This is a genomic window from Ferrimonas balearica DSM 9799, from assembly GCF_000148645.1.
Classification (GTDB): Bacteria; Pseudomonadota; Gammaproteobacteria; order Enterobacterales; family Shewanellaceae; genus Ferrimonas; species Ferrimonas balearica.
The window spans coordinates 971,383-996,427 of record NC_014541.1; the positions used below are offsets into that span (position 1 = coordinate 971,383).

General features: G+C 60.8%; 24 protein-coding genes. 18 read left to right on the plus strand and 6 right to left on the minus strand.

The window, feature by feature from the left end:
• Positions 1-114 precede the first annotated feature (114 nt).
• The 5 genes from FBAL_RS19490 to FBAL_RS04620 all read right to left on the minus strand — a co-directional run bounded on the left by FBAL_RS19490 (position 115) and on the right by FBAL_RS04620 (position 5,175).
• Positions 115-1,260, minus strand: a complete 1,146-nt coding sequence (locus FBAL_RS19490; protein WP_013344400.1) for a GGDEF domain-containing protein — start codon at positions 1,258-1,260, stop codon at positions 115-117.
• Between the two features lie 44 nt (positions 1,261-1,304).
• On the minus strand, positions 1,305-2,705 hold the full coding sequence (locus FBAL_RS04605; protein WP_013344401.1) for an AmpG family muropeptide MFS transporter: 1,401 nt from the start codon (positions 2,703-2,705) through the stop codon (positions 1,305-1,307).
• Positions 2,706-2,786: 81 nt separating this feature from the next.
• A complete protein-coding gene (locus FBAL_RS04610) occupies positions 2,787-3,380 on the minus strand; it encodes a peptidylprolyl isomerase (protein ID WP_013344402.1) in 594 nt (197 codons plus the stop codon).
• 10 nt (positions 3,381-3,390) lie between these two features.
• The gene (locus tag FBAL_RS04615; RefSeq protein ID WP_013344403.1) at positions 3,391-3,945 is read right to left on the minus strand and encodes a YajG family lipoprotein; all 555 of its coding nucleotides are present in this window, start codon (positions 3,943-3,945) and stop codon (positions 3,391-3,393) included.
• Between the two features lie 129 nt (positions 3,946-4,074).
• Positions 4,075-5,175 (minus strand): methyltransferase, encoded by a 1,101-nt coding sequence (locus tag FBAL_RS04620; protein ID WP_013344404.1) that lies wholly within the window; start codon positions 5,173-5,175, stop codon positions 4,075-4,077.
• A gap of 38 nt (positions 5,176-5,213) precedes the next feature.
• Here FBAL_RS04620 and FBAL_RS04625 point away from each other — a divergent pair, with 38 nt between their 5' ends.
• The 17 genes from FBAL_RS04625 to FBAL_RS04705 all read left to right on the plus strand — a co-directional run bounded on the left by FBAL_RS04625 (position 5,214) and on the right by FBAL_RS04705 (position 21,532).
• A complete protein-coding gene (locus FBAL_RS04625; protein ID WP_013344405.1) occupies positions 5,214-5,810 on the plus strand; it encodes an alpha-ketoglutarate-dependent dioxygenase AlkB family protein in 597 nt (198 codons plus the stop codon).
• A 97-nt stretch (positions 5,811-5,907) separates the two neighbouring features.
• A complete protein-coding gene (locus FBAL_RS04630) occupies positions 5,908-6,204 on the plus strand; it encodes a BolA family protein (protein ID WP_013344406.1) in 297 nt (98 codons plus the stop codon).
• 79 nt (positions 6,205-6,283) lie between these two features.
• On the plus strand, positions 6,284-6,793 hold the full coding sequence (locus tag FBAL_RS04635) for a TRAP transporter small permease subunit (protein WP_013344407.1): 510 nt from the start codon (positions 6,284-6,286) through the stop codon (positions 6,791-6,793).
• Positions 6,790-8,154 carry a TRAP transporter large permease gene (locus FBAL_RS04640; RefSeq protein WP_013344408.1) on the plus strand — a complete coding sequence of 455 codons (1,365 nt, stop codon included), beginning with the start codon at positions 6,790-6,792 and terminating at the stop codon, positions 8,152-8,154. Before FBAL_RS04635 ends, FBAL_RS04640 begins: the two co-directional genes overlap by 4 nt.
• Positions 8,155-8,169: 15 nt before the next feature.
• Positions 8,170-9,261, plus strand: a complete 1,092-nt coding sequence (locus tag FBAL_RS04645; RefSeq protein ID WP_013344409.1) for a TRAP transporter substrate-binding protein — start codon at positions 8,170-8,172, stop codon at positions 9,259-9,261.
• A gap of 74 nt (positions 9,262-9,335) precedes the next feature.
• Positions 9,336-9,845 (plus strand): S-ribosylhomocysteine lyase, encoded by a 510-nt coding sequence (gene luxS / locus FBAL_RS04650; RefSeq protein WP_013344410.1) that lies wholly within the window; start codon positions 9,336-9,338, stop codon positions 9,843-9,845.
• 549 nt (positions 9,846-10,394) lie between these two features.
• On the plus strand, positions 10,395-11,732 hold the full coding sequence (locus FBAL_RS04655) for a Na(+)-translocating NADH-quinone reductase subunit A (protein ID WP_013344411.1): 1,338 nt from the start codon (positions 10,395-10,397) through the stop codon (positions 11,730-11,732).
• Positions 11,732-12,958 (plus strand): NADH:ubiquinone reductase (Na(+)-transporting) subunit B, encoded by a 1,227-nt coding sequence (locus FBAL_RS04660; protein ID WP_013344412.1) that lies wholly within the window; start codon positions 11,732-11,734, stop codon positions 12,956-12,958. Before FBAL_RS04655 ends, FBAL_RS04660 begins: the two co-directional genes overlap by 1 nt.
• The gene (locus tag FBAL_RS04665; protein WP_013344413.1) at positions 12,951-13,730 is read left to right on the plus strand and encodes a Na(+)-translocating NADH-quinone reductase subunit C; all 780 of its coding nucleotides are present in this window, start codon (positions 12,951-12,953) and stop codon (positions 13,728-13,730) included. Before FBAL_RS04660 ends, FBAL_RS04665 begins: the two co-directional genes overlap by 8 nt.
• Positions 13,723-14,352, plus strand: a complete 630-nt coding sequence (locus FBAL_RS04670; protein WP_013344414.1) for an NADH:ubiquinone reductase (Na(+)-transporting) subunit D — start codon at positions 13,723-13,725, stop codon at positions 14,350-14,352. The genes FBAL_RS04665 and FBAL_RS04670 overlap by 8 nt, the downstream gene beginning before the upstream one ends.
• 9 nt (positions 14,353-14,361) lie before the next feature.
• Positions 14,362-14,970 (plus strand): NADH:ubiquinone reductase (Na(+)-transporting) subunit E, encoded by a 609-nt coding sequence (gene nqrE / locus FBAL_RS04675; protein WP_013344415.1) that lies wholly within the window; start codon positions 14,362-14,364, stop codon positions 14,968-14,970.
• Positions 14,971-15,004: 34 nt separating this feature from the next.
• Positions 15,005-16,228, plus strand: coding sequence for an NADH:ubiquinone reductase (Na(+)-transporting) subunit F (nqrF, locus tag FBAL_RS04680; protein WP_013344416.1), 1,224 nt, complete (start codon positions 15,005-15,007; stop codon positions 16,226-16,228).
• Positions 16,229-16,260: 32 nt separating this feature from the next.
• Positions 16,261-17,286, plus strand: a complete 1,026-nt coding sequence (locus tag FBAL_RS04685) for an FAD:protein FMN transferase (RefSeq protein ID WP_013344417.1) — start codon at positions 16,261-16,263, stop codon at positions 17,284-17,286.
• A complete protein-coding gene (nqrM, locus tag FBAL_RS04690) occupies positions 17,283-17,516 on the plus strand; it encodes a (Na+)-NQR maturation NqrM (protein ID WP_013344418.1) in 234 nt (77 codons plus the stop codon). Before FBAL_RS04685 ends, nqrM begins: the two co-directional genes overlap by 4 nt.
• Before the next feature lie 203 nt (positions 17,517-17,719).
• Positions 17,720-19,720, plus strand: a complete 2,001-nt coding sequence (locus FBAL_RS04695; protein WP_013344419.1) for a methyl-accepting chemotaxis protein — start codon at positions 17,720-17,722, stop codon at positions 19,718-19,720.
• A 110-nt stretch (positions 19,721-19,830) separates the two neighbouring features.
• Positions 19,831-20,901 carry a DNA polymerase IV gene (gene dinB, locus FBAL_RS04700; RefSeq protein ID WP_013344420.1) on the plus strand — a complete coding sequence of 357 codons (1,071 nt, stop codon included), beginning with the start codon at positions 19,831-19,833 and terminating at the stop codon, positions 20,899-20,901.
• A 217-nt stretch (positions 20,902-21,118) separates the two neighbouring features.
• A complete protein-coding gene (locus tag FBAL_RS04705) occupies positions 21,119-21,532 on the plus strand; it encodes a hypothetical protein (protein WP_013344421.1) in 414 nt (137 codons plus the stop codon).
• Between the two features lie 167 nt (positions 21,533-21,699).
• Here FBAL_RS04705 and FBAL_RS04710 read toward each other — a convergent pair whose 3' ends face one another.
• Positions 21,700-23,157: an aminoacyl-histidine dipeptidase gene (locus FBAL_RS04710; RefSeq protein WP_013344422.1), complete on the minus strand. Its 1,458-nt coding sequence runs from the start codon at positions 23,155-23,157 to the stop codon at positions 21,700-21,702.
• A gap of 151 nt (positions 23,158-23,308) precedes the next feature.
• On the opposite strand from FBAL_RS04710, the gene FBAL_RS04715 reads away from it, so the two are divergent.
• Positions 23,309-24,826: a M17 family metallopeptidase gene (locus tag FBAL_RS04715; RefSeq protein WP_013344423.1), complete on the plus strand. Its 1,518-nt coding sequence runs from the start codon at positions 23,309-23,311 to the stop codon at positions 24,824-24,826.
• Positions 24,827-25,045: the final 219 nt, after the last annotated feature.

The window sequence follows — 25,045 nt, forward strand, 5'->3', positions numbered from 1 at the left end:
CCGCCCAATCGGGATTCTCGCTGCCGGCTGATTCGACGCATTGGTCATTTCAAGGGTTCGGAAATATGTGATGACGTGGCCTGTTGGGGGGGGCGGTCTACGGGCGCAGTGGCCTCAGAGCCCGCTTAAGCCAGGCGCCGGTCGGCCAGACATTGGTGCAAAGCCGGTGCGGTCTCGACCGGCGCGCTTGGCGTGAAGCAGCCAGTGGTCGGCCCGTTCCAGCAGGGCTTGCGGGGTGTCATCCTGACCCTGCAATACACAAACCCCGGCACTGAAAGTCAGCGAAATGGGGTGTTCAGCCCCCACGTCAAAGGGCTCGGCCTGAATCCGCTCATGCAGTTTGGCCAACACGGTTTTGGCCTCCTCCAGTGAGGTTTGGCTCAGTACCAGACAAAACTCTTCGCCACCGTACCGGGCCAGCAGGTCGCCGGCTCGCAGACCCGCGTTCAGGCGTTGGGAAAAAGCCGCCAGTACCCGGTCGCCAACGCCATGACCGTAGCGGTCGTTGACCCGTTTAAAGAAATCCAGATCCAACATCACCACGGCCAGGGGCTGGCCGTTACGCTTGGCCCGTTCACTGGTGAGCATCAGGTGTTGTTGCAGGAACGCCCGGTTGTAGAGCCCGGTCAGGGGGTCTTTCAGGGCATTGCGCTCGAGGTTGCAGGCACGGTTTACCAGCGTCCAGGCCAGCATGGTGGCCATCAACAGCAGCAGCAGGCGGCTCACCTGGTCCGGCAGAAAGAGATTGCCGTAGCGGTCTATCCACTCTGGCTCAGGGTTGGCGATCGCCGGGTGTTCCAGGGCCACAGCAAACAGCAGGCTGTAGGAGGCGATGGCCAGCCCGCCGCCAAACAGGCTGAGGCGTCGGTCGTAACGCAGTGCGGTGGAGGTGATGGCAAGAAAATAGAGGGCAAAGGTGCCCTTATTGTTCACCAGCGCCAAGCCGGTATCGCGGCTTTGATAATCCAGCCAGAGGCCGAGAGTGATCAGGGAGATATCAAAGGTGACTGAGGCGAACGCCATCGCCGGAACGTACTGTCGGCGGCGCAGAAAGGCGCGCCACATCAGGGCCAGAGCCAGGCCAATAAAGCTGACCGAAAGGGCTGGGGTCAGGTCGGTGCCGGTGATCAGCTTGTAACTGGGCACCAGAGCAATCAGCAGGATCATCAGTACCCGCAGATTGGCCATGGTCTGCTCACCGGACGAGGCGGCCATCAGGGTTTGCTGCTCGGGTCGCCCCCACAGAGTGTCTTGGGTCATCGCCTAAGTCCTTGGCAACGAAATCTTTTGTTACCTTACCCCGTTCATTCAGGCTGGGTCGACTGCAATTTTTCTGGCGCTGGCTTTGGTGAGGCCGCTTGCAGCGTTTGTTTACGCAAAAGGTGGATCAGCAACAGCACCGGCAGACCCAGCAAACTGGCGGAGACGAAGAACCAGATGTAGCCCACCTGATCGACCACATAGCCTGAGAATCCCGCAACGAATTTGGGGAACAGCAGCATCATGGAGGAGAGCAGGGCGTATTGGGTGGCGGAATAGGCGGTGTTCACCAGGCTGGAGAGATAGGCGATAAAGGCCGAGGTGGCGATGCCGGCGCTCAGGTTGTCGGCACTGATGGCAAACACCAGCAGGGTGAGGTTGTAGCCCACCTGAGCCTGCAGCGCGAACAGAAGATTGGTGGCGGCCACCAGCGCCGCACCGAGAAACAGGATGGGGATGGTGCCGAAACGGAACACCAAGGCCCCACCGAGTGCGGCGCCCACCAGGGTCATGATCACGCCGAACACTTTGGACACTGCCGCGATCTCTGCCTTGGAGAAGCCCATGTCGATATAGAACACGTTGGCCATCACTCCCATTACCACATCGGAGATGCGGTAACAGGCGATCAGCGCCAGGATCAGCAGTGCCTGCTTGCCGTAGCGCTGAAAAAAGTCCTGAAAAGGCGCAACGATGGCGCTGTGGCCCCAGGCCAGAATGCGGGCCGGCCAGGGGGGCAGGTGGTTCAACCGGGCCAGGGTGGCAGCCTGTGCGTCGCTGGCTTGTTGGCGGTCCACCTCCGGCTCACTGGCCAGCAGGGTGGTGAGCAGGCCAATGCTCATGGCGGCCGCCATCACCAGATAGGCGGTGCGCCAGGCTTCAATGCGGTAAACCGACGGGTCGGGATCGGCCCAGGCGGCGATGGCCAGGGCGCCGGCGCTGGAGAGGATCATCGCCAGCCGGTAACCCATCTGGTATGCGGCGGCGAGCGCGGCCTGCATCTTTTCCGGAGCGGCCTCGATGCGAAACGCGTCCACCACGATGTCCTGGGTGGCTGATGCAAACGCCACCATCAGGGCAAAGCCCACCAGTGCCGCCAGATTGGCCATGGGATCGGTCATCGCCATCCCCGCCAGACCGGCCATCAGCATCAGCTGGGCCAGTACCAGCCAGGCCCGGCGTCGCCCCAGTAATCGGGTCAGCAGGGGGATGGGCAGGCGATCCACCAGTGGTGCCCAGAGGAACTTGATGGAGTAGGCCAGCGTCACCCAGCTAAGAAATCCGATGGTGGCCCGCTCAACCCCCGCTTCCCGCAACCATGCCGACAGGGTACCGAACACCAGCATCAGGGGCAGACCGGAGGAGAACCCCAGGGCCAGCAGGATCAGCACCCGCTTGTGCAGGTAGACGGAGAGGGCTTCAAAGCGGTGTGCCAATGGCGCCATGGGCAATCGGTTCCTGGTGGGGGTTAGGCTCAGGGTACGGGGTGACAGCAGGCGGACACAAGGTCCGCCCGGTGTAAGGGGTTATTCCGGCAGCAGGGTGGCCTTAATCAGCACCATCGGGGTCACGGGGATGGTGTCACCGGGTACGTCATCATGGGGGCCGGTTTCCACCGCCGCCATGCTCTCAAGCACTTCGCTGCCCTCCACCACTTCACCAAATACCGCGTAGCCCCAGCGGCGGGAGGAGGGGTCCAGGCGTTCGTTGTCGGCGACATTGAAGTAGAACTGGTTGGTGGCGCTGTGGGGTTCGTTGGTGCGGGCCATGGCGATGGTGCCGTAGCTGTTGGAGAGGCCGTTGCCGGACTCGTTCACTACCGGGTCCCGCTCCGGGATGGGCTGGTAGTCGCGATCGTAGCCGCCACCCTGTACCACAAAGTCACCGATCACCCGGTGAAAGACGCTGTTGTTGTAGGCGCCGTCCACCACGTACAGCAGAAAGTTATCGACGGTCAGCTCCGCGCGGCTGCGGTCCAGCTCCACCACCAGGGTGCCGAGGCTGGTTTCCATCTGCACTTTGGGGAACAGGTTGCCCGGCTGGATCCGCGGGTCATTATCGGTGGCCTGGACCAGGCTGGCAAACAGCAGGCCAAAGGCAAGGGTGAGGGCACGGGTCATAGTGGCGTCCTTACTGAATGAATTGATGCAGTTCCGGATCGTTAAGCATGGCATTGAGCAGCTGGTTCAGCCGGTCATTGACCTCACGCTCCAGTACCGACGACTCCACCTTGAGTACGCCTTTCACTTCGCCCCGGGCCTGGTAACGCTTGACCAGCTGGCGGTTGTCCTGCTCCACCACCAGGGTAGCCGTGGCTCGGCTGTTGGCGATGTGGCGCATGGCGCTTTGGTCAACATCCACCTGCAGCTCTTCCAGTGTCAGGGCCATACGCACGGTGCCGTGGCCGCTCATGGCGTAGCCCTGGCGACTCAGGCCATCGCGCAGGCCGGACTCCAGTAGGGCGCGGGGGTTGCTGGAGGCATTAATCAGCTGGGCCGGGCCATCGCCATCATGGATCCGCACCAGGAAGGTGTCGGTGCGATGGTCGGTGGAGCTCAGTTCAACGCTGGCGCTGCTGGCGGCGTTGACGCTGGGCATGGGCTCGGTGGGGGCGATGATCAGGCTTTGCGGATGGCTGGCACAGCCTCCGAGCAGAACGGCGGCGGCCAAAAGCAGTTTTTTCATTGAGTTATCTCTGTGTTAACCGGTACCCGGCAGAATACCCGATTCTGAGATTGGGATCTTCTGCTGTGGCGGAGGGGGGGGAGAGCCAGGCCGTCGCTTCCCGGTGGTGGCAAGCGACGGTCAGCAGGTTTAACGCTTCTGCGCCTCCAGCACCACGAACTTGGCGTTGGAGGCGATGGTGGTGCAGCCACCGAACAGGCGGGTCAGCTTGATGTGGTAGCCGAGGTGACGGTTGCCGACGATGCGCAGACGGCCCCCCATCTTGAGGATGCGTTTGGCGTCTCGGAACATCTGCCAGGCGATATGGTCGGTCACCGCCTGTTGCTGGTGGAACGGGGGGTTGCATACCACCCAGTCGGCCTGGCCGCCATCCATACCGGACAGACAGTCGTTCCACACCACCTCAAAGCGGGATTGATCGGCCACACTGGCGAGGTTTTCCTCGGTAGAGCGCACCGCGTCCCAGGATTCGTCCACGGCCAGAATGTGGGCATCCGGGTTGGCTTGCAGCAGCGCCATCGACAGCACGCCATTGCCGCAACCGAGGTCGACGATTTCACCGTCGCTGCTGGGCAGGTGCTGCAACAGCAGGCGTGCGCCGATATCCAGCGCCTTGGCTCCGTAGACATTGGGGTAGTTACGCACGGTGGCGTCGATGGGCTCGCAATGCCAATCCAGCCGCTCCGGCACGCCGCTTTGGCGACCGCTGAGCTGGCCATACACCAAACGGGCTTTCTTGACCGCACGGGAAGGGGAAACCTCGTCCAGCAGCTGGCGGGTCAGGTCCGGCAGGGTGGAGGGCATGTCTTTCTGACGGGCGCCAATCACCACCGGGGTGCCTGCCGGAAGGTTGGCATTCAGCCAGTCCAGTTGGGTGGTGAGCAGGCGCAGGCTACGTGGCAGCTTGATCATCACCCCAACCACGGCCGTGGCTTCGGTGCCCAGGGCACTGAGGGGAGTGAGCGCGGGCTCCAGCTCATTCAGTTCCAGATTCTGTTCCAGCGCCTGGTGGGCGACATAGCTGTCATTGACCCACACCAGCGGGCGGTCAGACAAACCGCAGGCCAGCGCGCCGAAGTGATCATTCAGCACCAGCACCGGGCCATCGGGAAGCTGGTGAGCATGCAGCAGCAGCTCATCGGCTGCGTCCCAGGCCTGAAGGGGATCTTCTGGCTGGGGAGGGAAGCGCTCAAGGCGCAATTCATTGCCGTTAACGGTAAGCTGGGACATGCAGGGGACTCATAGCCAAAAGGGAAATTTTCGCAAAAATGCCGGATCCTGAACAGTGTATTACCGATCGTGCCGGACGTCTGCTTGCCCGTATCGTGCCGCAATGGTTGAGTGAGGCGGAACAAGCCGAGTTATGGCCGGTGTTGCAGTCGCTGGATTGGCAGCAACCGCAGGTGCAGATCTTTGGCAAATCTCACCCGATACCGCGCCAGCAATGTTATCTGGGGCGGCCCGGTTGCGATTACCGCTATTCGGGGCTGTTGATGGCCCCGCAACCACTGCCTGCGCCCCTGTTGCCGCTGATGGCCCGGCTGGGGCCCGGATTCAATGCGGTGCTGGTCAACCGATACCGGCATGGTCAGGACAGGATGGGCTGGCATCGTGACAACGAACCTGAACTGGCACCGGACTTGGCGATTTTGTCTCTGGGCGGGTGTCGGCGCCTGCGGTTGCGGTTTGATGCCAAAGACGCCCACGGTGTTGATCTGCCCTCCGGCAGCTTGTTGTGGCTGGCACCAGGGGTGTATCACTGCCTGGCGCCCACCGCCCGGGAGGTGGGTGAGCGCATCAGTCTGACCTTTCGTCAGATCACCCCCGGCTTCCACCGTCAGGAGGGAGCCGGAATCCGAGGGTGAAGAGGGCGGCCTGGCTGAATCGCCTGGCTGGCTTGCCCCCGGCCAGTGCCTACGGGTATAACACGGCTCTCCCCTAATACCGACGTTGGAGTGCGCCATGAGCATGCAACAGACCATCGAAACCAAGATCCAAGCCGCCCTCAGTCCCACCCATATGGAAGTGATCAATGAAAGCCATATGCATCGGGGCCCGGCGGAAGAGAGCCACTTTAAGCTGATCGTGGTCAGTGAGCAGTTTGACGGCCAACGCCTGCTGGCCCGTCACCGTGCTGTGAACGCCGCCCTGGCCGAAGAGCTGGCCGGCACCCTGCACGCCCTGGCGCTGCACACCTACACGCCGGTGGAGTGGTCAGAGCAGCAACAGGCCCCGCGCACCCCCAGCTGTCTGGGCTGAGCCGCCTTCTTATAGGGATTTCTTTCCGACGGCGGATTTGTTATCAAAAGGTTACGTTGCCTTTTGAGTATGCAAATCCATGTCGTCCTTCACGCTGTCCTGGATCGATCGCCTGAGTGAATGGCTGGGCCGCCTGTGCGGCCTGCTGATGTTGGCGATGTTGTTGCTGGCCACCGCCGTGGTGGCTTTGCGATATGGCATGGAGAGTGGCTCCATCGCCCTGCAGGAGAGTGTCCTGTACCTGCACGGTGCCCTGTTCACCCTGGGCGCCGGTTTTACCCTCAAACACAACGGCCACGTGCGGGTCGACATCTTTTACCGCAACTGGTCGGCGCGTCGTCGCGCCTGGGTGGACCTGCTTGGCACCCTGCTGTTGCTGCTTCCCCTGATTGGCTTTATTGGCTGGCAAAGCTGGCCCTACGTGATGGCCAGCTGGGCCCGGCTGGAAGGCTCACCGGAAGCCGGGGGGCTGGCGCTGGTGTATCTGCAGAAGACGTTGCTGTTGGGCCTGGTGCTGACCCTTGGGCTGCAGGCGCTGGCGGAACTGGCACGGGCGCTGGCTACGCTGCGCCGGGAGGCCCCGGTATGATGGCGTTGTTGCTGTTTCTCTGTGTCTGCCTGGTGCTGCTGTCTGGTTACCCGGTGGCGTTCGCCCTTGGCGGAACCGCATTGTGGTTTGCGCTGATTGGCTCGGCCACCGGCCATCTTGATGCCGCCTATTTGGGGGCCTTACCCAACCGCCTGTATGGCATTCTCAACAACCAGACCCTGATGGCGGTGCCACTGTTTGTGGCGATGGGGGTGATCCTGGAGCGCTCGCGCCAGGCCGAGGCGCTGCTGTCCGCCATGGGCCAGCTGTTCGGCCGCCTGCGGGCCGGACTGGCGATCTCGGTGATGTTGGTTGGCGTACTGCTGGCGGCCAGCACCGGCATCGTCGGTGCCACGGTGGTGACCATGGGGCTGCTGTCTCTGCCCGCCATGCTTCAGCGCGGCTACCAACCGGCGTTTGCTTCCGGGGCCATCTGCGCCACCGGCACCCTGGGCCAGATCATTCCTCCCTCCATTGCTCTGGTGCTGCTGGGGGACGTGCTCTCCTCCGCCTATCAGCAGGCGCAGCTTAAGCAGGGGATCTTCTCCCCCAAGACCGTCTCGGTGGGTGACCTGTTTGCCGGTGCGCTGATCCCCGGATTGGTGCTGGTGGGGCTCTATATTGCCTACACGCTGCTGCTGTCCTGGCGTCGGCCCCAGCACTTTGCGGCTACCGAATCCGTGCCGCTCAACTACGCTTTCGTGGTGACCCTGCTCAAAGCGCTGGTGCCGCCCATCGCCCTGATTTTGCTGGTGTTGGGCTCCATCCTGATGGGCGTTGCCACCCCCACGGAAGCGGCGGCAGTGGGGGCTTTCGGTGCGCTGATGCTGGCCCTGGCTAAGCGCAGCCTGAGCTGGAGCGCCCTGATGGCCGCGCTGCAGGAGACGGTCCGGGTTACCGCCATGGTGTTTATGATCCTGGTTGGCGCCGCGCTGTTTTCCCTGGTGTTCCGGGGACTCGGAGGGGAAACCCTGATCCATCAGGCGCTGTCCGACCTGCCCGGTGGGGTGGTGGGGGCGACGCTGGTGGTGATGCTGGTGATCTTCCTGCTGGGGTTCATTCTCGACTTTATCGAGATCACCTTTGTGGTGGTGCCCATGGTGGCACCGACCCTGTTAATGCTGGGGCTGGACCCGGTGTGGCTGGGCATCATGCTGGGGCTGAATCTGCAGACCTCGTTTTTGACCCCGCCATTCGGATTTGCCCTGTTTTATCTACGTGGTGTGGCGCCGCCGTCACTGGACAGTGCCACCCTATACCGGGGCGTTGCCCCCTTTATTGCCCTGCAGATCCTGATGATGTTGCTGCTGGCGCTGTGGCCGGAACTGGCCACTTGGCTGCCGCAGCGGATCTACGGCTAACCCGAGGAGAAACACATGAGACGGATCGCACTGAGCCTGTTGGCGCTCGCCTTTACCCTGACGGGGTGTCAGCCGGCTCCGACCCAGACGGAGCAAGCCCAGCCTGAGCAGCCCCAGCAGCAGTACCAGTGGAAGCTGGTGACCTCCTGGCCAAAGAACTTCCCGGGCCTGGGTATGGCGCCGGAACGTTTTGCCGAAAAGGTGAACGCCATGTCCGGCGGTCGGCTGACCGTCACCGTGTACGGCGCCGGTGATCTGGTGCCCGCATTTGAGGTGTTTGATGCGGTGAGTCAGGGCACGGCTGAGATGGGCCACAGCGCCGCCTACTACTGGAAGGGCAAAACCCCGGCGGCCCAATTCTTCGCTTCCATCCCCTTTGGCATGAACGCTCAGGAGATGAATGGCTGGCTCAACTACGGCGGCGGCATGGCATTGTGGCGCGAAGTGTACGCGCCCTTTGGCATCATTCCGCTGGTGGGGGGGAATACCGGTGTTCAGATGGGCGGTTGGTTTAATAAAGAGATCAACAGCATTGATGACCTCAAAGGGTTGAAGATGCGCCTGCCGGGCCTGGGCGGCGAAGTGCTGTCACGGGTAGGCGGGGTGCCGGTGACTCTGCCGGGACGGGAGCTGTTTACCGCCCTGCAGACCGGTGCCATTGACGCCACCGAGTGGGTTGGCCCCTATAACGACCTGGCCTTTGGCCTGCACAAGGCCGCCAAGTTCTACTACTACCCGGGTTGGCATGAGCCGGGCACTACGCTGGAGTTCCTGGTCAACAAAGCCGCGTTTGAAGGGCTGCCGGATGACCTGCAGGCGATTGTGGAAACCGCGGCACAGGCGGTGAACCAGGATATGCTGGATGAGTACACCAGCCGCAATATTGCCGCACTGGACGCGTTGGTGAACGAGCACGGCGTTGAGCTGCGCCGCTGGCCGGATGAAGTGATCGAAGTGCTGCGGGACACCAACGCCGAGGTGATGGCTGAAGAGGTGGCGAAAGACCCGATGATGCGCAAGGTGTACGACCACTACCGTGCCTATCAGGAAGGGGTGTGGCGCTACCACTCACTGTCGGAAGAAGCCTACAACGACATCCGTCAGTAATCCCATTGACCCCGCCCCTGAGGCGGGGTTACCTTTTGTCCACTGGATGGATAGACGTATAGAAGGAGATCTCCATGCCCCTGCTCGACAGCTTTACCGTCGACCACACCAAGATGGCCGCCCCGGCGGTGCGCATCGCCAAAACCATGGCGACCCCAAAAGGGGACACCATCACGGTGTTTGACCTGCGGTTCTGCCTGCCCAACGCCGAGATCCTCAGCGAGAAAGGGATCCACACCCTGGAGCACCTGTTCGCTGGCTTTATGCGTGACCACCTCAATGGCGACTCGGTGGAGATCATCGACATCTCCCCGATGGGCTGTCGCACCGGCTTCTATATGAGCCTGATTGGCACACCGTCTGAAACTCAGGTGGCCGACGCCTGGCGCGCCAGCATGGAGGATGTGCTGCAGGTGGAAGACCAGAACAAGATCCCTGAACTGAACGAGTACCAGTGTGGCACCTACGCCATGCACTCGCTGGCCGAAGCGCGCCAGATCGCAGAGGGAATTCTGGCCCGTGGGATCGCCGTCAATAAAAACGACGAACTGACCCTGAGCGCGGCCCAGCTCTCCGCGCTTTAAGCCATCGGACGGTACGCCGTTCACACCCATAAAGTGGTGAAAAAACGCCCCGCATCGCGGGGCGTTTTTGTTGCTCAATAACATCGTCGTATGTCACACAAGTTCCGGTTATGAATGGAAACTTTATACAAAATGCGGGTTTTATCGGTGCACGGCTGGCTCGGCCGCGAAACCACGGCTTTTGCGCAGTTATTGAACCCCTTTCAGGCCTGTATTGAGCTCTCGGGCGCGTCAGAAAGCGTGATGATGACAGCTTGCAGGGCGGGCAAATGGTGAAAAAGTCTACAAAACAGGGCAAAAATAGCGCGATCTTAATCGGTTCTGCCCATCAGACCATCACCTTGTAAAGGTAAAGCCATTTTTCATGGCAGCAGTGGGGCCTTTGCGGTATGATGCGCCCGAGTCGCCGTGATGCAGGTCGCAAATATTGGGATTTTTTGCGCTACCAGGTGTCCTTCGACGTAAGTGAGAACGATGTCAAGAAAGCCGTCGCGCCGTTAAGCGCAGAGGCGGCGAGATGGACTTCCCAGACAAAGCAGTGCAGTGAGTATGATTACAATAAAACAAGGATTGGACCTGCCCATCAGCGGTGGGCCAGAACAAGTAATCCAGGATGGTCCCGCCATCGCTCGCGTTGCGATCCTGGGTGAAGAATATATTGGTATGCGTCCCACCATGTCCGTAAAGGAAGGGGATCGCGTTAAGAAAGGTCAGGTGCTCTTCGAAGACAAGAAGAACCCGGGCGTCCAATATACCGCCTTCGCCAGCGGGGTTGTCAGTGCGATTAACCGGGGTGCCAAGCGCGTCCTCCAATCCGTGGTCATCGACGTTGATGGCGACGAGCAAGAATCCTTTGCCCGCTATGACGCCTCCGCGCTGGCTTCGCTGGATCGTCAGGCCGTGCAGGACAACCTGGTAGCCAGTGGCCTGTGGACCGCTCTGCGGACCCGCCCCTTCAGCAAAGTGCCCGCTCTGGACAGTGTACCGGCGGGCATTTTTGTCACCGCCATCGACACCAACCCGCTGGCGGCCGACCCGAAGGTGGTGATTGCCGACCAGGCTGACGCCTTCCAACACGGCTTGACCGTGCTGGCTCGCCTGACCGAAGGCAAGGTGTTCCTGTGTGGTGCAGAGGCGCTGCCCGGTGCAGACCTGGCTGGCGTTGAAGCGGCCCAGTTTACCGGCCCGCACCCGGCTGGCCTGGTGGGCACTCACATCCACAAGCTGTTGCCGGCCAGTGCGACCCGCACCGTATGGCACATCGGCTACCAGGATGTGATCGCCATCGGTCACCTGTTTACCACCGGTGAGCTGAACACCGACCGCGTAGTGGCCCTGGCCGGCCCGGCGGTGGTGAAGCCGCGCCTGGTGCGCATCCGCCTGGGTGCTGACCTGAGCCAACTGACCGAAGGCGAGCTGAGCCACAACCACGTCCGGATCATCTCCGGTTCCGTGCTGTCCGGCCGCACCGCCAGTGGTCCTCATGCCTATCTCGGCCGTTACCATAATCAGGTGAGCGTGCTGACTGAAGGGGATGAGAAAGAGCTGTTTGGCTGGGTGCTGCCCGGTGCCAACAAGTTCTCCTTTACCCGCACTTTCCTGTCCCATTTCAGCCCGGGCAAACTGTTCAACATGACCACCAGCACCGGCGGTTCCGACCGTGCGATGGTGCCGATTGGCCAGTATGAGCGCGTGATGCCCCTGGATATTCTGCCCACCCTGCTGCTGCGCGACCTGATTGCCCGTGATACGGACAATGCGCAGAAACTGGGTGCGTTGGAGCTGGATGAGGAAGATCTGGCCCTGTGCACCTTCGTATGCCCTGGCAAGTATGACTACGGCCATGAGCTGCGCAGCTGCCTTGAGATCATCGAGAGGGAAGGCTAATGAGTCTGAAGCATTTTATCGAGCGTATTGAGCCCGACTTCGAGAAGGGCGGGAAATACGAAAAGTGGTATGCGCTCTATGAAGCGGTTGCCACCATTCTCTACACCCCGGGTAAAACCACCCGCGGTACCACCCACGTGCGTGACAACATCGACCTCAAGCGGATGATGATCACCGTGTGGCTGTGTACCTTCCCGGCCATGTTCTTCGGCATGTACAACGTCGGTTGGCAAGCCCAGGAAGCGCTGGCCGCCGGCTTTGGTACCCCGGACGTTTGGCAGGTGGGTCTGTTTGAACTGCTCGGTGGCAGTCTGAGTGCCGACACCGGCCTGTTGGGCCTGATGTTCTACGGCGCCTGTTTCTTCCTGCCCATCTATGCGGTGACCTTCGCCGTCGGTGGCTTCTGGGAAGTGCTGTTCGCCTCCGTGCGTAAGCACGAAGTGAACGAAGGCTTCTTCGTCACCTCCGTCCTGTTTGCCCTGACCCTGCCCGCCACCATCCCGCTGTGGCAAGTGGCTCTGGGTATCACCTTTGGTGTGGTTGTGGCCAAGGAGCTGTTTGGCGGCACCGGCCGTAACTTCCTGAACCCGGCCCTGGCAGGTCGTGCATTCCTGTACTTCGCCTACCCGGCTCAGATCTCCGGTGATGCGGTATGGGTAGCGGCTGACGGCTATTCCGGCGCCACCATGCTGGGTCAGGCCGCTGCCGGCACCGTCGACTTTGCCAACTACGCCTGGTACTCCGCTTTCTCCGACCCGAACTGGATGGACGCCTTCCTCGGCTTTATCCAGGGTTCCGTGGGTGAAACCAGCACCCTGGCGCTGGCCATCGGTGGCCTGATCATTATGTACACCCGCATCGCCTCCTGGCGCATCGTGGTGGGTGTGATGCTGGGTATGATTGCGATGTCCTCGCTGTTCAACCTGATCGGCTCCGACACCAACCCCATGTTCAGCCTGCCGTGGACCTGGCACCTGGTACTGGGTGGCTTCGCCTTCGGCATGTTCTTTATGGCGACTGACCCGGTGTCCGCCTCCTTCACCAACTCCGGCAAGTGGGCTTACGGCATCCTGATTGGTGTCATGACCGTGCTGGTGCGTGTGGTGAACCCCGCCTTCCCGGAAGGGATCATGCTGGCGATTCTGTTCGCTAACCTGTGGGCGCCGCTGTTTGACCACTTCGTGGCGCAGGCCAACATCAAGCGGAGACTGGCACGCAATGGCTAAGAAAAACGATACCTTTGGCAAAACCCTGGGCGTGGTGATTGGCCTCTGCCTGGTGTGCTCCCTGGTGGTGTCCGGTGCCGCCGTTGCCCTCAAGCCTCTGCAAGAGCGCAACAAGGCCGAAGACACCCAGCGTTACGTACTGGAAGCGGCGGGTCTGCTGGACAAGATTGATGGCGGCATTCAGGCCACCTTCAACCGCTACATCGACGCCCGAGTGATTGATTTCAACACCGGCGAATTCGACGCCAGCATTGACGCCACTACCTACGACCAGCGCAAGGCGGCCCGCGATACCGCGACCTCCTCTGTGCCGGCCAACGACATCGCCTCCATCAAACGCCGCGCCGACAAAGGCCTGGTGTATCTGGTGAAGGACGCCAGCGGTGAGCTGGAAACCGTTATCCTGCCGATCCACGGCTACGGCCTGTGGTCCACCATGTACGCCTTCGTGGCGCTGGAGCCGGACTTCAACACCGTAAAAGCGATGGTGTACTACGACCAGGGTGAAACCCCGGGTCTGGGTGCCGAAGTGGAGAACCCGCGCTGGAAAGCCCAGTGGGTAGGTAAGGAACTGTTTGATGCCGATGGCAAGCTGGCCATCAAAGTGGTTAAGGGCGGCGCCCGTGAAGGTGACATTCACGGTGTAGACGGTCTGTCCGGTGCCACCCTGACCAGCAACGGCGTTCAGAACAGCCTCGACTTCTGGATGGGCGACGAAGGCTACGCAGCCTTCCTGGCCAAGGCCCGCAAAGGAGAGCTGAACAATGGCTGAGAAAACCTTGAAAGAGGTCCTGGTCGGACCGATTTTCGGCAACAACCCCATTGCGCTGCAGGTGCTGGGTGTCTGTTCCGCCCTGGCGGTAACCACCAAGATGGAAACCGCCACCGTAATGAGCCTGGCCCTTATCTTTGTAACGGCCTTCTCCAACCTGTTCATCTCGCTGATGCGTAACCACATCCCCGGCAGCGTGCGAATCATCGTTCAGATGACCGTTATCGCCTCGCTGGTGATTGTGGTGGACCAGGTGCTCAAGGCTTACGCCTATGACATCTCCAAGCAGCTGGCTGTGTTCGTTGGCCTTATCATCACCAACTGTATCGTGATGGGGCGCGCTGAAGCCTTTGCCATGAAGAGCCCGCCGCTGGTGAGCTTTGTTGACGGCATCGGTAACGGCCTGGGCTACGGCTTTATCCTGCTGACCGTAGGCTTCTTCCGCGAACTATTTGGCAGCGGCAGCCTGTACGGCGTTGAGATCCTGGCGAAGGCCTCCGAAGGTGGTTGGTATCAGCCGAACGGCCTGATGCTGCTGGCCCCCAGCGCCTTCTTCCTGATTGGCTTCATCATCTGGGCACTGCGCACCTGGAAGCCGGAACAGGTTGAGCCCAAGGAGTAAGGAGCGAACATGGAACACTATATCAGCCTGTTTATCCGGGCGATCTTTATCGAAAACATGGCCCTCTCCTTCTTCCTGGGGATGTGTACCTTCCTGGCGGTTTCCAAGAAAGTCACCACCGCCATGGGTCTGGGTGTGGCCGTTATCGTGGTACTGACTCTGGCAGTGCCGGTTAACCAGGTTATCTACTCCAACATCCTGGCCCCGGGTGCCCTGAAGTGGGCCGGCCTGCCGGAAGCGGACCTGAGCTTCCTGCAGTTCATCACCTTTATTGGTGTGATTGCTGCCCTGGTTCAGATCCTGGAGATGACCCTGGATAAGTACTTCCCGCCGCTCTATAACGCGCTGGGTATCTTCCTGCCGCTGATCACCGTGAACTGTGCAATCTTTGGCGCCGTATCCTTTATGGCGCAGAAGGAGTACACCTTCACCGAGTCCGTGGTGTATGGCCTGGGCGCCGGTACCGGTTGGGCCCTGGCCCTGGTACTGCTGGCAGGTATTCGCGAGAAGATGAAGTACGCCGATGTGCCGGACGGCCTGCGCGGTCTGGGCATCACCTTCATCACCGCTGGCCTGATGGCTCTGGGCTTTATGTCCTTCTCCGGGGTGTCGCTGTAAGCGGCCGTCGTATAGGAAGAAAAAGGATTAGTCGATGGAAATTGTACTCGGCGTAGGGATGTTTACCGCGATTGTGACCGTGCTGGTGCTGGTGATTTTGTTCGCCAAATCCAAGCTGGTTGCCAGCGGTGACGTTCGTATCAATATTAATGGCGACCCCGATAAAGGGATCGTAACCGGCCCGGGCGACAAACTGCTGGGCAGCCTGGCCAACAATGGCATCTTTATCTCCTCTGCCTGTGGTGGCGGTGGCTCCTGTGGCCAGTGTCGCGTCAAGGTGAAAGAGGGGGGCGGTGAGATCCTGCCGACCGAACTCGACCACATCACCAAGCGTGAAGCCCGCGAAGGCTGCCGTCTGGCGTGTCAGGTTGCAGTGAAGAGCGACATGGACATTGAGCTGCCGGAAGAGGTGTTTGGCATCAAGAAGTGGGAGTGCACCGTTGTTTCCAATGACAACAAGGCCACTTTCATTAAAGAGCTGAAGCTGGCCATTCCGGATGGCGAATCGGTACCGTTCCGTGCCGGCGGTTACATCCAGATTGAAGCTCCGGCCCACCATGTGAAGTACAAAGACTTCGATATTCCGGAAGAGTACCGTGCCGATTGGGAGCGCTTTGGCTTCTTCAATCTGGAGTCCAAGGTGGATGAGGAAACCATCCGTGCTTACTCCATGGCCAACTACCCGGAAGAGCATGGCATCATCATGCTGAACGTGCGGATCGCGACCCCGCCGCCGAATAACCTGTCTCTGCCTTGTGGTAAGATGTCGTCGTACATCTGGAGCCTCAAGGCCGGTGATAAGGTCACCATTTCCGGTCCCTTCGGTGAGTTCTTCGCCAAGGAAACCGACGCTGAGATGGTGTTCATCGGTGGTGGTGCCGGTATGGCACCGATGCGCTCCCACATCTTTGACCAGCTTAAGCGCCTCAACTCCAAGCGTAAGATCAGCTTCTGGTACGGTGCCCGTTCCAAGCGTGAAATGTTCTACGTGGAAGACTTTGATGGCCTGGCGGCAGAGAACGATAACTTTGAGTGGCATGTCGCCCTGTCTGATCCTCAGCCGGAGGACAACTGGGAAGGCTACACCGGGTTCATCCACAACGTGTTGCTCGAGAACTATCTGAAGAACCACGATGCGCCTGAAGATTGTGAGTTCTACATGTGTGGACCGCCGGTGATGAACGCCGCTGTGATCAATATGCTGAAAGATCTGGGCGTTGAAGACGAAAACATCCTGTTGGATGACTTCGGCGGCTGATCCACATAACGCCAATGGATAGAGGGTTCACGTTGTTCCGAACCACACTGCAATGGCTGGCCCCGCTGGGGCTGGCCCTTTTTATTCTCGGCTGCACGCCAGCCCCGACCGTGGTGTCCATTCAGGGCAACACCATGGGGACCAGTTACCACATCTCCTGGGTACAACCGGCCAAGCCGGTGGAAAAGTTGACCCTGCAAGCGGCAGTGGACCTGCGGCTTGAACAGATCAACGACTCCATGTCGACCTGGCGTAATAACTCGTTGATCAGTCAGTTTAACCGTCATGACTACACCACGCCGATGCGGATTGACCGCGACTTTTCGCGGGTGGTGGGGGAAGCGATACGGTTGTCCAGGCTGACCGATGGTGCCCTGGATGTGACCGTGGGCCCATTGGTGAACCTCTGGGGCTTTGGTCCTGATGGCCGGGTGGAGAGCGCCCCCAGCCGGGTGGAGATCAACGAGGCCAAGGCCCGGGTTGGGGTAGACCATCTCCGCCTGGACGGCTTGTTCCTCAGTAAGGACCATCCCGGCCTGTACCTCGACCTCTCCTCCATCGCCAAGGGCTATGGGGTGGACGTGGTGGCCGAGGTGCTGGAACAACGTGGTATCCACAACTTCCTGGTGGAGATTGGTGGTGAGTTGCGGTTAAAGGGCCACAAGCCCGATAACAAGCCGTGGCGCATTGCCGTGGAGCAGCCGGATGAGTCCGGGCGCGAAGTGTTCAAGGTGATTGAGCCTGGCCAGATGGCGGTGGCCACCTCCGGTGACTACCGCAACTTTTTCGAAGAAGATGGCCGTCGCTTCTCACACTTGATCGACCCGCGCAGTGGTGAGCCGGTTAACACCCGCTTGGCCTCAGCTACGGTGCTGGCACCCTCCTCGATGACCGCCGATGGCCTGGCCACCGCGTTTATCGTAATGGGGACGGAAGCGGCATTGGCACTGGCGGAGCAGGAAGGTTTGCCGGTAATGTTGATTGAGAAATCCCAGGAGGGGTACCAGGTGCATTACTCCTCCGCATTTAAGCCCTATTTGGGGGAGACCAGACCATGAGTACCTTTTTAGCCACCTTTGGTGCGATGTTGTTGGTGTTTGGCCTGATGTCCGTGGGTTACCTGCTTAAGAAGAAGGCGATCAGTGGCTCCTGCGGCGGCCTGGCTGGCGTTGGCATCGACAAAGAGTGTGACTGCCCGGAACCCTGCGATCGTCGAAAGGCGAAAATGGCCAAAGAAGCGGCCGAAGCCGAGCGTCGTGAGCGACTGGCGCAGCATCGCATTCTGTAATCCCTGAATTCGGCTCGATTCGCCATTGAATTCACCGGGGCGGCCAATAGGCCGCCCCGTTCTTTTCCCCGCTTTACTCATAACTCCTTACGACTCTTACCGTTGTTTTTTCAGGGCTAAACGGTATTTTGTTATCAACTCGTTGCCTCTGGTGCCGATAACAACAAGACACAAAACAAGAATAGGTTTGGGAGATTCAGGGGATGGAGTTCCTTCGTCGATCCATTACGCGACAACTGGTCGCCGCCATCGGCGGCAGTGTGTTCGCGATTCTGTTGCTGGGCAGTGTGCTGCTTATCCTGCAAAGTGCCGACAACACCCGGGCGGAGATCACCGCAGAGGTGCGGCAACTGGTCAAACGCCAGAGCACTGCCATCACCGGATTCTTTGAAGCCCGCGGTCAGGTGATCCACAGCATTTTCGCCAACCCGCAGGTGATCGACTTCTTCCGCGACTACGATCAACGCGGTGGCGACCTGGCCGGTGACGCGGACTACGCCGATGTGGTGCGTTACTTCCGCCACTTCTCCAACACGGATGCCAGCATCAAGAGCATCTTCTTTGGCAGCGAGAATACCCACGAATACTTCGATCTGAACGGTCGTTACGAAGACGACCCCAACTACTACACCGCCAAGCGCCCCTGGTGGGGCGAAGCCAAGGCGCAAAACCGCCTGTTTGTCGGTGACCCGGCGGTCGACGCCAATGATGGCTCCATCTCCGCCACCGTTAAGTTGCCGCTGTATGAGAATGGCCGCTTCCTGGGCATCGGCGGCATGGACATCCTGATCTCCACCATCGGCGAGCAGCTGCTTTCTGAGGTGCGTTATCAGGGCGAGGGCCAGGCGTTCCTGGTGACTGAGCAGGGCAAACTGGTGTTCTTCCCCGGCTTCAATGAGGCCTTTCCTCCCGGCTCTATGATGCAGGATGTGGATGGCCAGTTTGCCGACTCCCACGGCTTCTCTGCGCTGGCGCAGGCCCTGGCACGGGAAGGCAGCGGATTGGCGGAGGTGCAGCTGTCCGGTGAACCGATGCTGGTGGAGTGGGAGAGTGTAGAGAGCGACTATCCGCATCTTCGTTGGCGTCTGGGCCTGCTGCTGCCGCAGCGGGTGGTGTCAGAGCGGGTCACCAGCGCCGCCTGGTCCACCGCTTGGGCCAGCATCGGTTTTACCCTGTTGCTCAGCCTGCTGGTGTGGGCGCTGTTGCTGCCGCTGCGTAAGCAGCTCGGTAAGCTGCTCCACGCCATGGAGGAGATCGCCGACGGCGATGCGGATCTGCGTCAGCGCATCGAGATGGACCGCATTGACGAGCTGGGCCGCATGGGCGGCGCCTTTAACCGCTTCGCCGGCCGCATTCACGAACTGGTGCGCCAAACCACCAATATGACCAGCTCCGTTCGTTCCGCCAGTGCCAACGCCGGTGAGGTATGGCAACAAACCATGCTGGCGATTGAGGAGCAGAAGCTGGAGATCGATCAGGTCTCTACCGCCACCACCGAAATGGCGCAGACCAGCCATGAGATGGCTCAGGCCGCCAGTCGGGTCAGCGATCATGCCGAGTCCGCCCAACGCCAGGTTGGCCAGGCGGTGCAGGAGGTGGACAGTGCAGCCCAGGGCATCCAGCGCCTGAACCAGCAGGTACAGAGTGCCGCTGCGGTGGTGACGGAGTTGCGCAGTAACTCCGAACAGATCGGTGAAGTGCTGAACGTGATCCGCACCATCGCCGAACAGACCAACCTGCTGGCACTGAATGCTGCCATTGAGGCGGCCCGTGCCGGTGAGCAGGGCCGGGGCTTTGCGGTGGTGGCTGATGAGGTGCGTACCCTGGCATCCCGCACCCAGGATTCCACTGCCAACATTCAGCAGATCATTGAACAGCTCCAGCAAGCCAGCGAGGCGGCTCAGCAGGCGATGCAGCACAGCTGCGAAGAGGCCTCTGCCAGTGCCGAGATCAGCGGCAAGATCAGCCAGGCGCTGGCGCAGGCCAATGGTGCGGTAGGGGAGATCCAGGGCCAGATCCACGAGATCAGTGCCGCCATCAGCCAGCAGGCGACGGTGGCGGAGGAGATTGACGCTAAAGTGATCCGGGTGCGTGAGCTTTCCGATGTCACCACCGCTGCGTCTGAAGCCCTGGAGGGGGCGGTAGGGGAGATGACCTCCTCCTCACGGGAGATTGGCGTGCAGTTGGATCAATTTAAGATCTGAGCCTGTTCCGGGCCATGATTCAGGGGCGCCTTCGGGCGCCCCTTTTGCGTTTGTGCCTGCCAGCGACTGTGATAGCATTACTAAACTGGATAAATATACAGTTGTCGGTAATGAGCGAACAGGTGAAGGGCCGCAAGATCATCCATGTGGATATGGATTGCTTCTTTGCGGCGGTGGAGATGCGCGATAACCCGGAGTACCGGGGCCGCCCTCTGGCGGTGGGCGGTGCCGCAGATTCCCGTGGCGTGATCGCCACCTGCAACTACGAGGCGCGCCAGTTTGGCGTGCGCTCCGCCATGCCCAGCAGTGAAGCCAAGCGCCGCTGTCCGGAATTGTTGTTGGTGCGCGGCCGGATGGCGGTCTACAAAGCCGTTTCCGAGCAGATCCGCGCCATCTTCGCCCGCTACACCGACCTGATCGAGCCGCTGTCGCTGGATGAAGCCTACCTGGATGTGACCGACTGCCCCGTCTGCCAAGGCAGCGCCACCCTGATTGCCGAGCGGATCCGGGCCGAGATCCTGGCTGAAACCGGGTTGACCGCTTCCGCCGGCATCGCCCCGAACAAGTTCCTCGCCAAGATCGCCTCCGACGAAAACAAGCCCAATGGTCAGTTTGTGATCCCCCCGGGTAAGACCGCCGAGTTTGCGGCCACCCTGCCTTTGCGCAAGATCCCCGGAGTTGGCCCGAAAACCGCAGAGCGTCTGGCCAGCCACGGCCTGCAAGTGGGGGCTGACGTATTAACCTGCACCCCGGAGCAGCTGGCCAGCTGGTTTGGCAAGTTTGGCCCAGTGCTGCACCAGCGGGCTCAGGGCATTGATCCCCGTCCGGTGCAGACCCACCGCGAGCGCAAGTCCGTTGGCGTGGAGACCACGCTGGCGCGGGACCTGACCAGCGCCGAGGGCTGCTTTGAGATCCTTCAGGGGTTGTTGCCGGAGCTGGAGCGACGACTGCGGGAGCGCCCCTTTAAGGGGGTTCAGGTGAAGCTCAAGTTCCACGACTTTCAGCAAACCACTCTGGCTCAGCAGGCCACCGTACTGGAGTTGAGTCAATTGCAGGCGATGGTGATGGGCGCGTTTGAGCGTGGCGAGGGACGTCGGGTGCGGTTGGTGGGGTTATCCGTGACCCTGTCCGGGCCGGAGCAGGATAAGGTGCAGCAGCTATCCCTGAGTCTGGGAGAGTGACATATGATGTCCGGACAGGTCAAATTGGAAAAACCTGCCGCAAAAGGTCGGTTTTTTTGGCGTTTGATGCTGCTTCGTTGTCGCTTCTGAATAGTTATGTTCAATGAGTGTGGTTTTATTGATCGCGATCAACAGGGATTTCGCGATTCACTCCTAGTCTGAGAGTAAGCCCCTGAGGCAATGGTGGGGCGGAAAGCGCAGCACAAGGAGGCCCAGGATGAGAATACGTAGCCTGTATCGTCAACTCTTTACCGCAGTCTTTATGCTTGGCGTCGTGACCCTGGTACTGTTTACCCTGGCATTCCAGTTCAATGAAGCCAAACCGATGCGTGATGTGGAGCGCTTTGACCAATACGCTGGCGAAAAAACCTACTGCCGTACCCTGAATCACTACCAAGCGAAACAGAAGGACAAAACCGTGGATCGCCTGATCGAATCCAGCGATCACAACGCCATGGATTTCATTCTCTGGCGCTTTGGTAAGGAGAAGGGCACCGATATGGTCAGAACCTGCGAAAAGGCCAAGAAGGCCCATATTGTGGAGCGCTGCGAACAGCAACCGGAACTGTCCATAGAGCAGGTGATACTGGAGTACAACCGACCCGCCATCGTGGCCAAGGGCTACATCTGATATTTTCGGGGGCATCTGCCCCCGTTTTTGATCCTGTGCTGGCGGCCTGAAAGGCCGCCTTTATATTGCCTGACGCTCTGTCCCTTCCGACATTGCAGAGTGGCCGGGCAGGTCAAGGCAATAAAAAACGCCGCCCCAGGGGCGGCGTGTTCTTTTTAGCGCCAGGCTTACTTGGCCGGAATCGCTTTCAGTACGGCCAGCAGCAGCTGCCAGTACTTCTCAACGGTGGCGATCTCCACCTTCTCATCCGGCGAGTGCGGGAAGCGGATGGTGGGGCCGATGGAGACCATATCCAGGGCCGGGTAGGGCTCCTTGAACAGGCCACATTCCAGACCGGCGTGGATCACCTGAATGTTGGGCAGCTTGCCGAACAGGCCCTGGTAGGTTTCCCGAACCACCGCCATGATCGGCGAGGTCGGATCCGGCTGCCAGCCCGGATAGGCACCAGACAGCTTCAGCTCGGCACCGGCCAGATCGGCCAGGGCCTGCAGCATGTTCTCTACCATGGAGCGACCGGAGTCGACGGTAGAGCGGATCAGGCACATCACCCGGACGCTGTCTTCCTTGGTGGTGATCACGCCCATGTTGAGGGAGGTTTCCACCACGCCCGGGAAGGCGTCACTCATGCGGATCACGCCATTCGGTCCGGCGTGGATCAACGCCAGCAGGCGGGTTTGATCGGCGGCGGCAAACACCTCGGCAGGCATATCGATGGCGGATAGGCTCAGGCTCAGGTCGGTTTCGATCGCCTGCAGCTCGTTGCTCAGTACGTCGCTGTAGTGCGCCACCAGACGCTCCAGCTCGGCCACATTGGCGGCGGGCAGAACCAGGTCAACAAAGGCTTCGCGGGGGATGGCGTTACGCAGGCTGCCGCCCTTGAACTTACTCAGGCGCAGGCCCAGCTCGGCGGCGTGGGAGAACAGGAAGCGACCCAGCAGCTTGTTGGCATTGCCGCGGCCGGTGTGGATGTCACAGCCGGAGTGGCCGCCCTTCAGGCCGGTCAGAGCCAGTTGCAGGGAGACGTGGTCCGCCGGTACCGCTTCGCGGCCCACCGGCAGGGTCAGTTCGGCGTCCACACCACCGGCGCAGCCCATGTAGACCTCGCCTTCCTCTTCGGAGTCGGTGTTGATCAGGATGTCGCCCTGCAGCAGACCCGCTTGCAGACCAAAGGCACCGGTCATGCCGGCTTCTTCGTCGATGGTCAGCAGCACTTCCAGCGGACCGTGCTCGATGCTGTCGTCACCCAGTACCGCCAGAGCGGAGGCCATGCCGATGCCGTTATCGGCACCCAGGGTGGTGTCCTTGGCGGTCACCCAGTCACCGTCGATGTAGGCCTGGATGGGGTCGCGGTCAAAGCGGTGGTCGGTGCCCGAGTTCTTCTGCGGCACCATATCCAGATGGGCCTGGATGATGACGCCCTTGAGGTGCTCCAGACCGGCGCTGGCGGGCTTGCGGATCACCAGGTTGCCGACGCCATCGATAACGGTTTCCAGCCCCTTGTTCTCGGCCCACTGCTGGATATGGTCACGCAGGGCGATTTCACGCTTGGAGGGATGGGGGATGGAGCAGATGGTTTCAAACCAGGTCCAGAGGCCCTGGGGGGATAGGGTGCTCAGTGCAGACACAGCACTCTCCTTATCGTTATTCGTTCGGGGGGATTGAAAACCGGGCCAGTGTATCACAGTGGCGCGAAAGCGTGACGCCAGTGGCATATTGGCCGCTGGCCCTGATATGGTGTGGCCCAGAATGACTCGGCCAGGATAAGGAAAAAGGACCATGAGCAAGCTGTTGATTGTCAATGCCGACCACGCCGATGCCCTGTTTGGTGAAGGGGGCTGGGATGCGGTGGTGGTGGTGGGTGAGCCGGAACGTCTGGAGGCGCACCCGGAGATCCGTCAATTGGTGTCTCACGCCGCCCATGTGGACGCCCGCATCGGTCGGGAGCCGCTGATGCTGCTGGCGCCGGGACTGGCGGGAGGCCGTCTGGTGCTGGCCCCGACCGGCGATCTGACTGCAGAGTATGAAGATGTGCGCCGTTTTGCCGAAGCGGCTCAGGCCGGCGTCGGCATCGCCCTGCGCGCCGGTGCCCGCAAGCCGCTGCTGGTGGTGGCGGAGCATGACGACCTGCGTTACAGCAACGCCCTCGAGGTGGCACTGCTGGGGGCGGGCCACGAGATCTATCAGCCTTTCGATGTGGCTGGTCCGGATGTGACCCTTGGGGTTCTGGGTCTGGACGATATGGCCCGGGCCAATGCCCTGGAGAATGGTCGCATCGCTGCCCGGGATCTGTGCGGGGGGGACCCGGAGCAGATGGCCCCGCCGGCCTTTGCCGATTACTGCGTGGAGCTGTTCGCCGACAGCCCGGTCAGCGTCAGTGTGATTGATGATCCCGAGACTCTGGTGCGCGACTACCCGCTGCTCAGTGCCGTGGCGCGGGCCTCCTTTGCCGTCCCTCGCCATGCGCCGCGGGTGGTGCGACTGGAGTACGTCGGTGAAGGGGTCATCAGCCGCAACTGGTTCCTGGCGGGAAAAGGCGTCACCTTCGATACCGGCGGGGCCGACCTGAAGATCGGTGGTGCCATGGCGGGGATGAGCCGCGACAAGGGTGGCGCCGCTGCGGTGGCGGGCCTGATGGCGACGCTGGCCCAGTTGCAGCCCAAGGGCGTGCGCGTGGTGGCCGAATTGGGCCTGGTGCGCAACAGCATCGGTTCCGAGGCGTTTGTCCCGGATGAGATTATTGAGAGTCATGCGGGCGTAAAGGTGCGCATCGGCAACACCGATGCGGAAGGCCGACTGGTGCTGGCGGATGTGCTCAGCCACCTGCGTCTGGCCGCTGCCGAAAGCGACGACCCGGTGATGATGTCACTGGCCACCCTGACCGGCCATGTGGGTCGGGCTTACGGGCCCTACAGTGCGGTGATTGAAAATGGCGTGGCCCGGGGCCAGGCCATGGGTGGCCAACTGCAGATGGTGTCGGAGCTGTGGGGCGAGCCCTTTGAACTGTCCCGCCTGCGCCGTGAGGACTATGCCCAGGTGGCCGCCCGTTCGCCGTCAGAGCGCCTGTTGTCCTCCAACAATGGGGCCTCGGTGAACATCGCCCGTGGGCACCAGTTCCCGATGGCGTTTTTGGTTCAGGCGTCCGGTCTCGACCAGCACGGTCTGGGCAGTGATCACCCCATCGCCTATATGCATCTGGACATTGCCGCTTCGGCGGTAGAGAAACGTGATCCGCTGTATGGTCAACCAACGGCGGCCCCGGTGGCGACCTTGTTGGCTAACTTGCTGGATCACTGAGACTTTCTCACCAGCTGAGCCTCACCAGGGTTTCGCATTAAAATCCCTCATTCGGTAATTAAATTACATCCTGAGCCGAATGGGGGTTTTTTTATGGCTTGAGGTTGTAATAAAACTACATCTTGATATGATGCTTGCCATCGGGAGCTGACGAATCCCGAACACGTTTGGCTAGGACAGCCCGCGTTCTCCAAGGAACCGAGTGACGATGACACCACG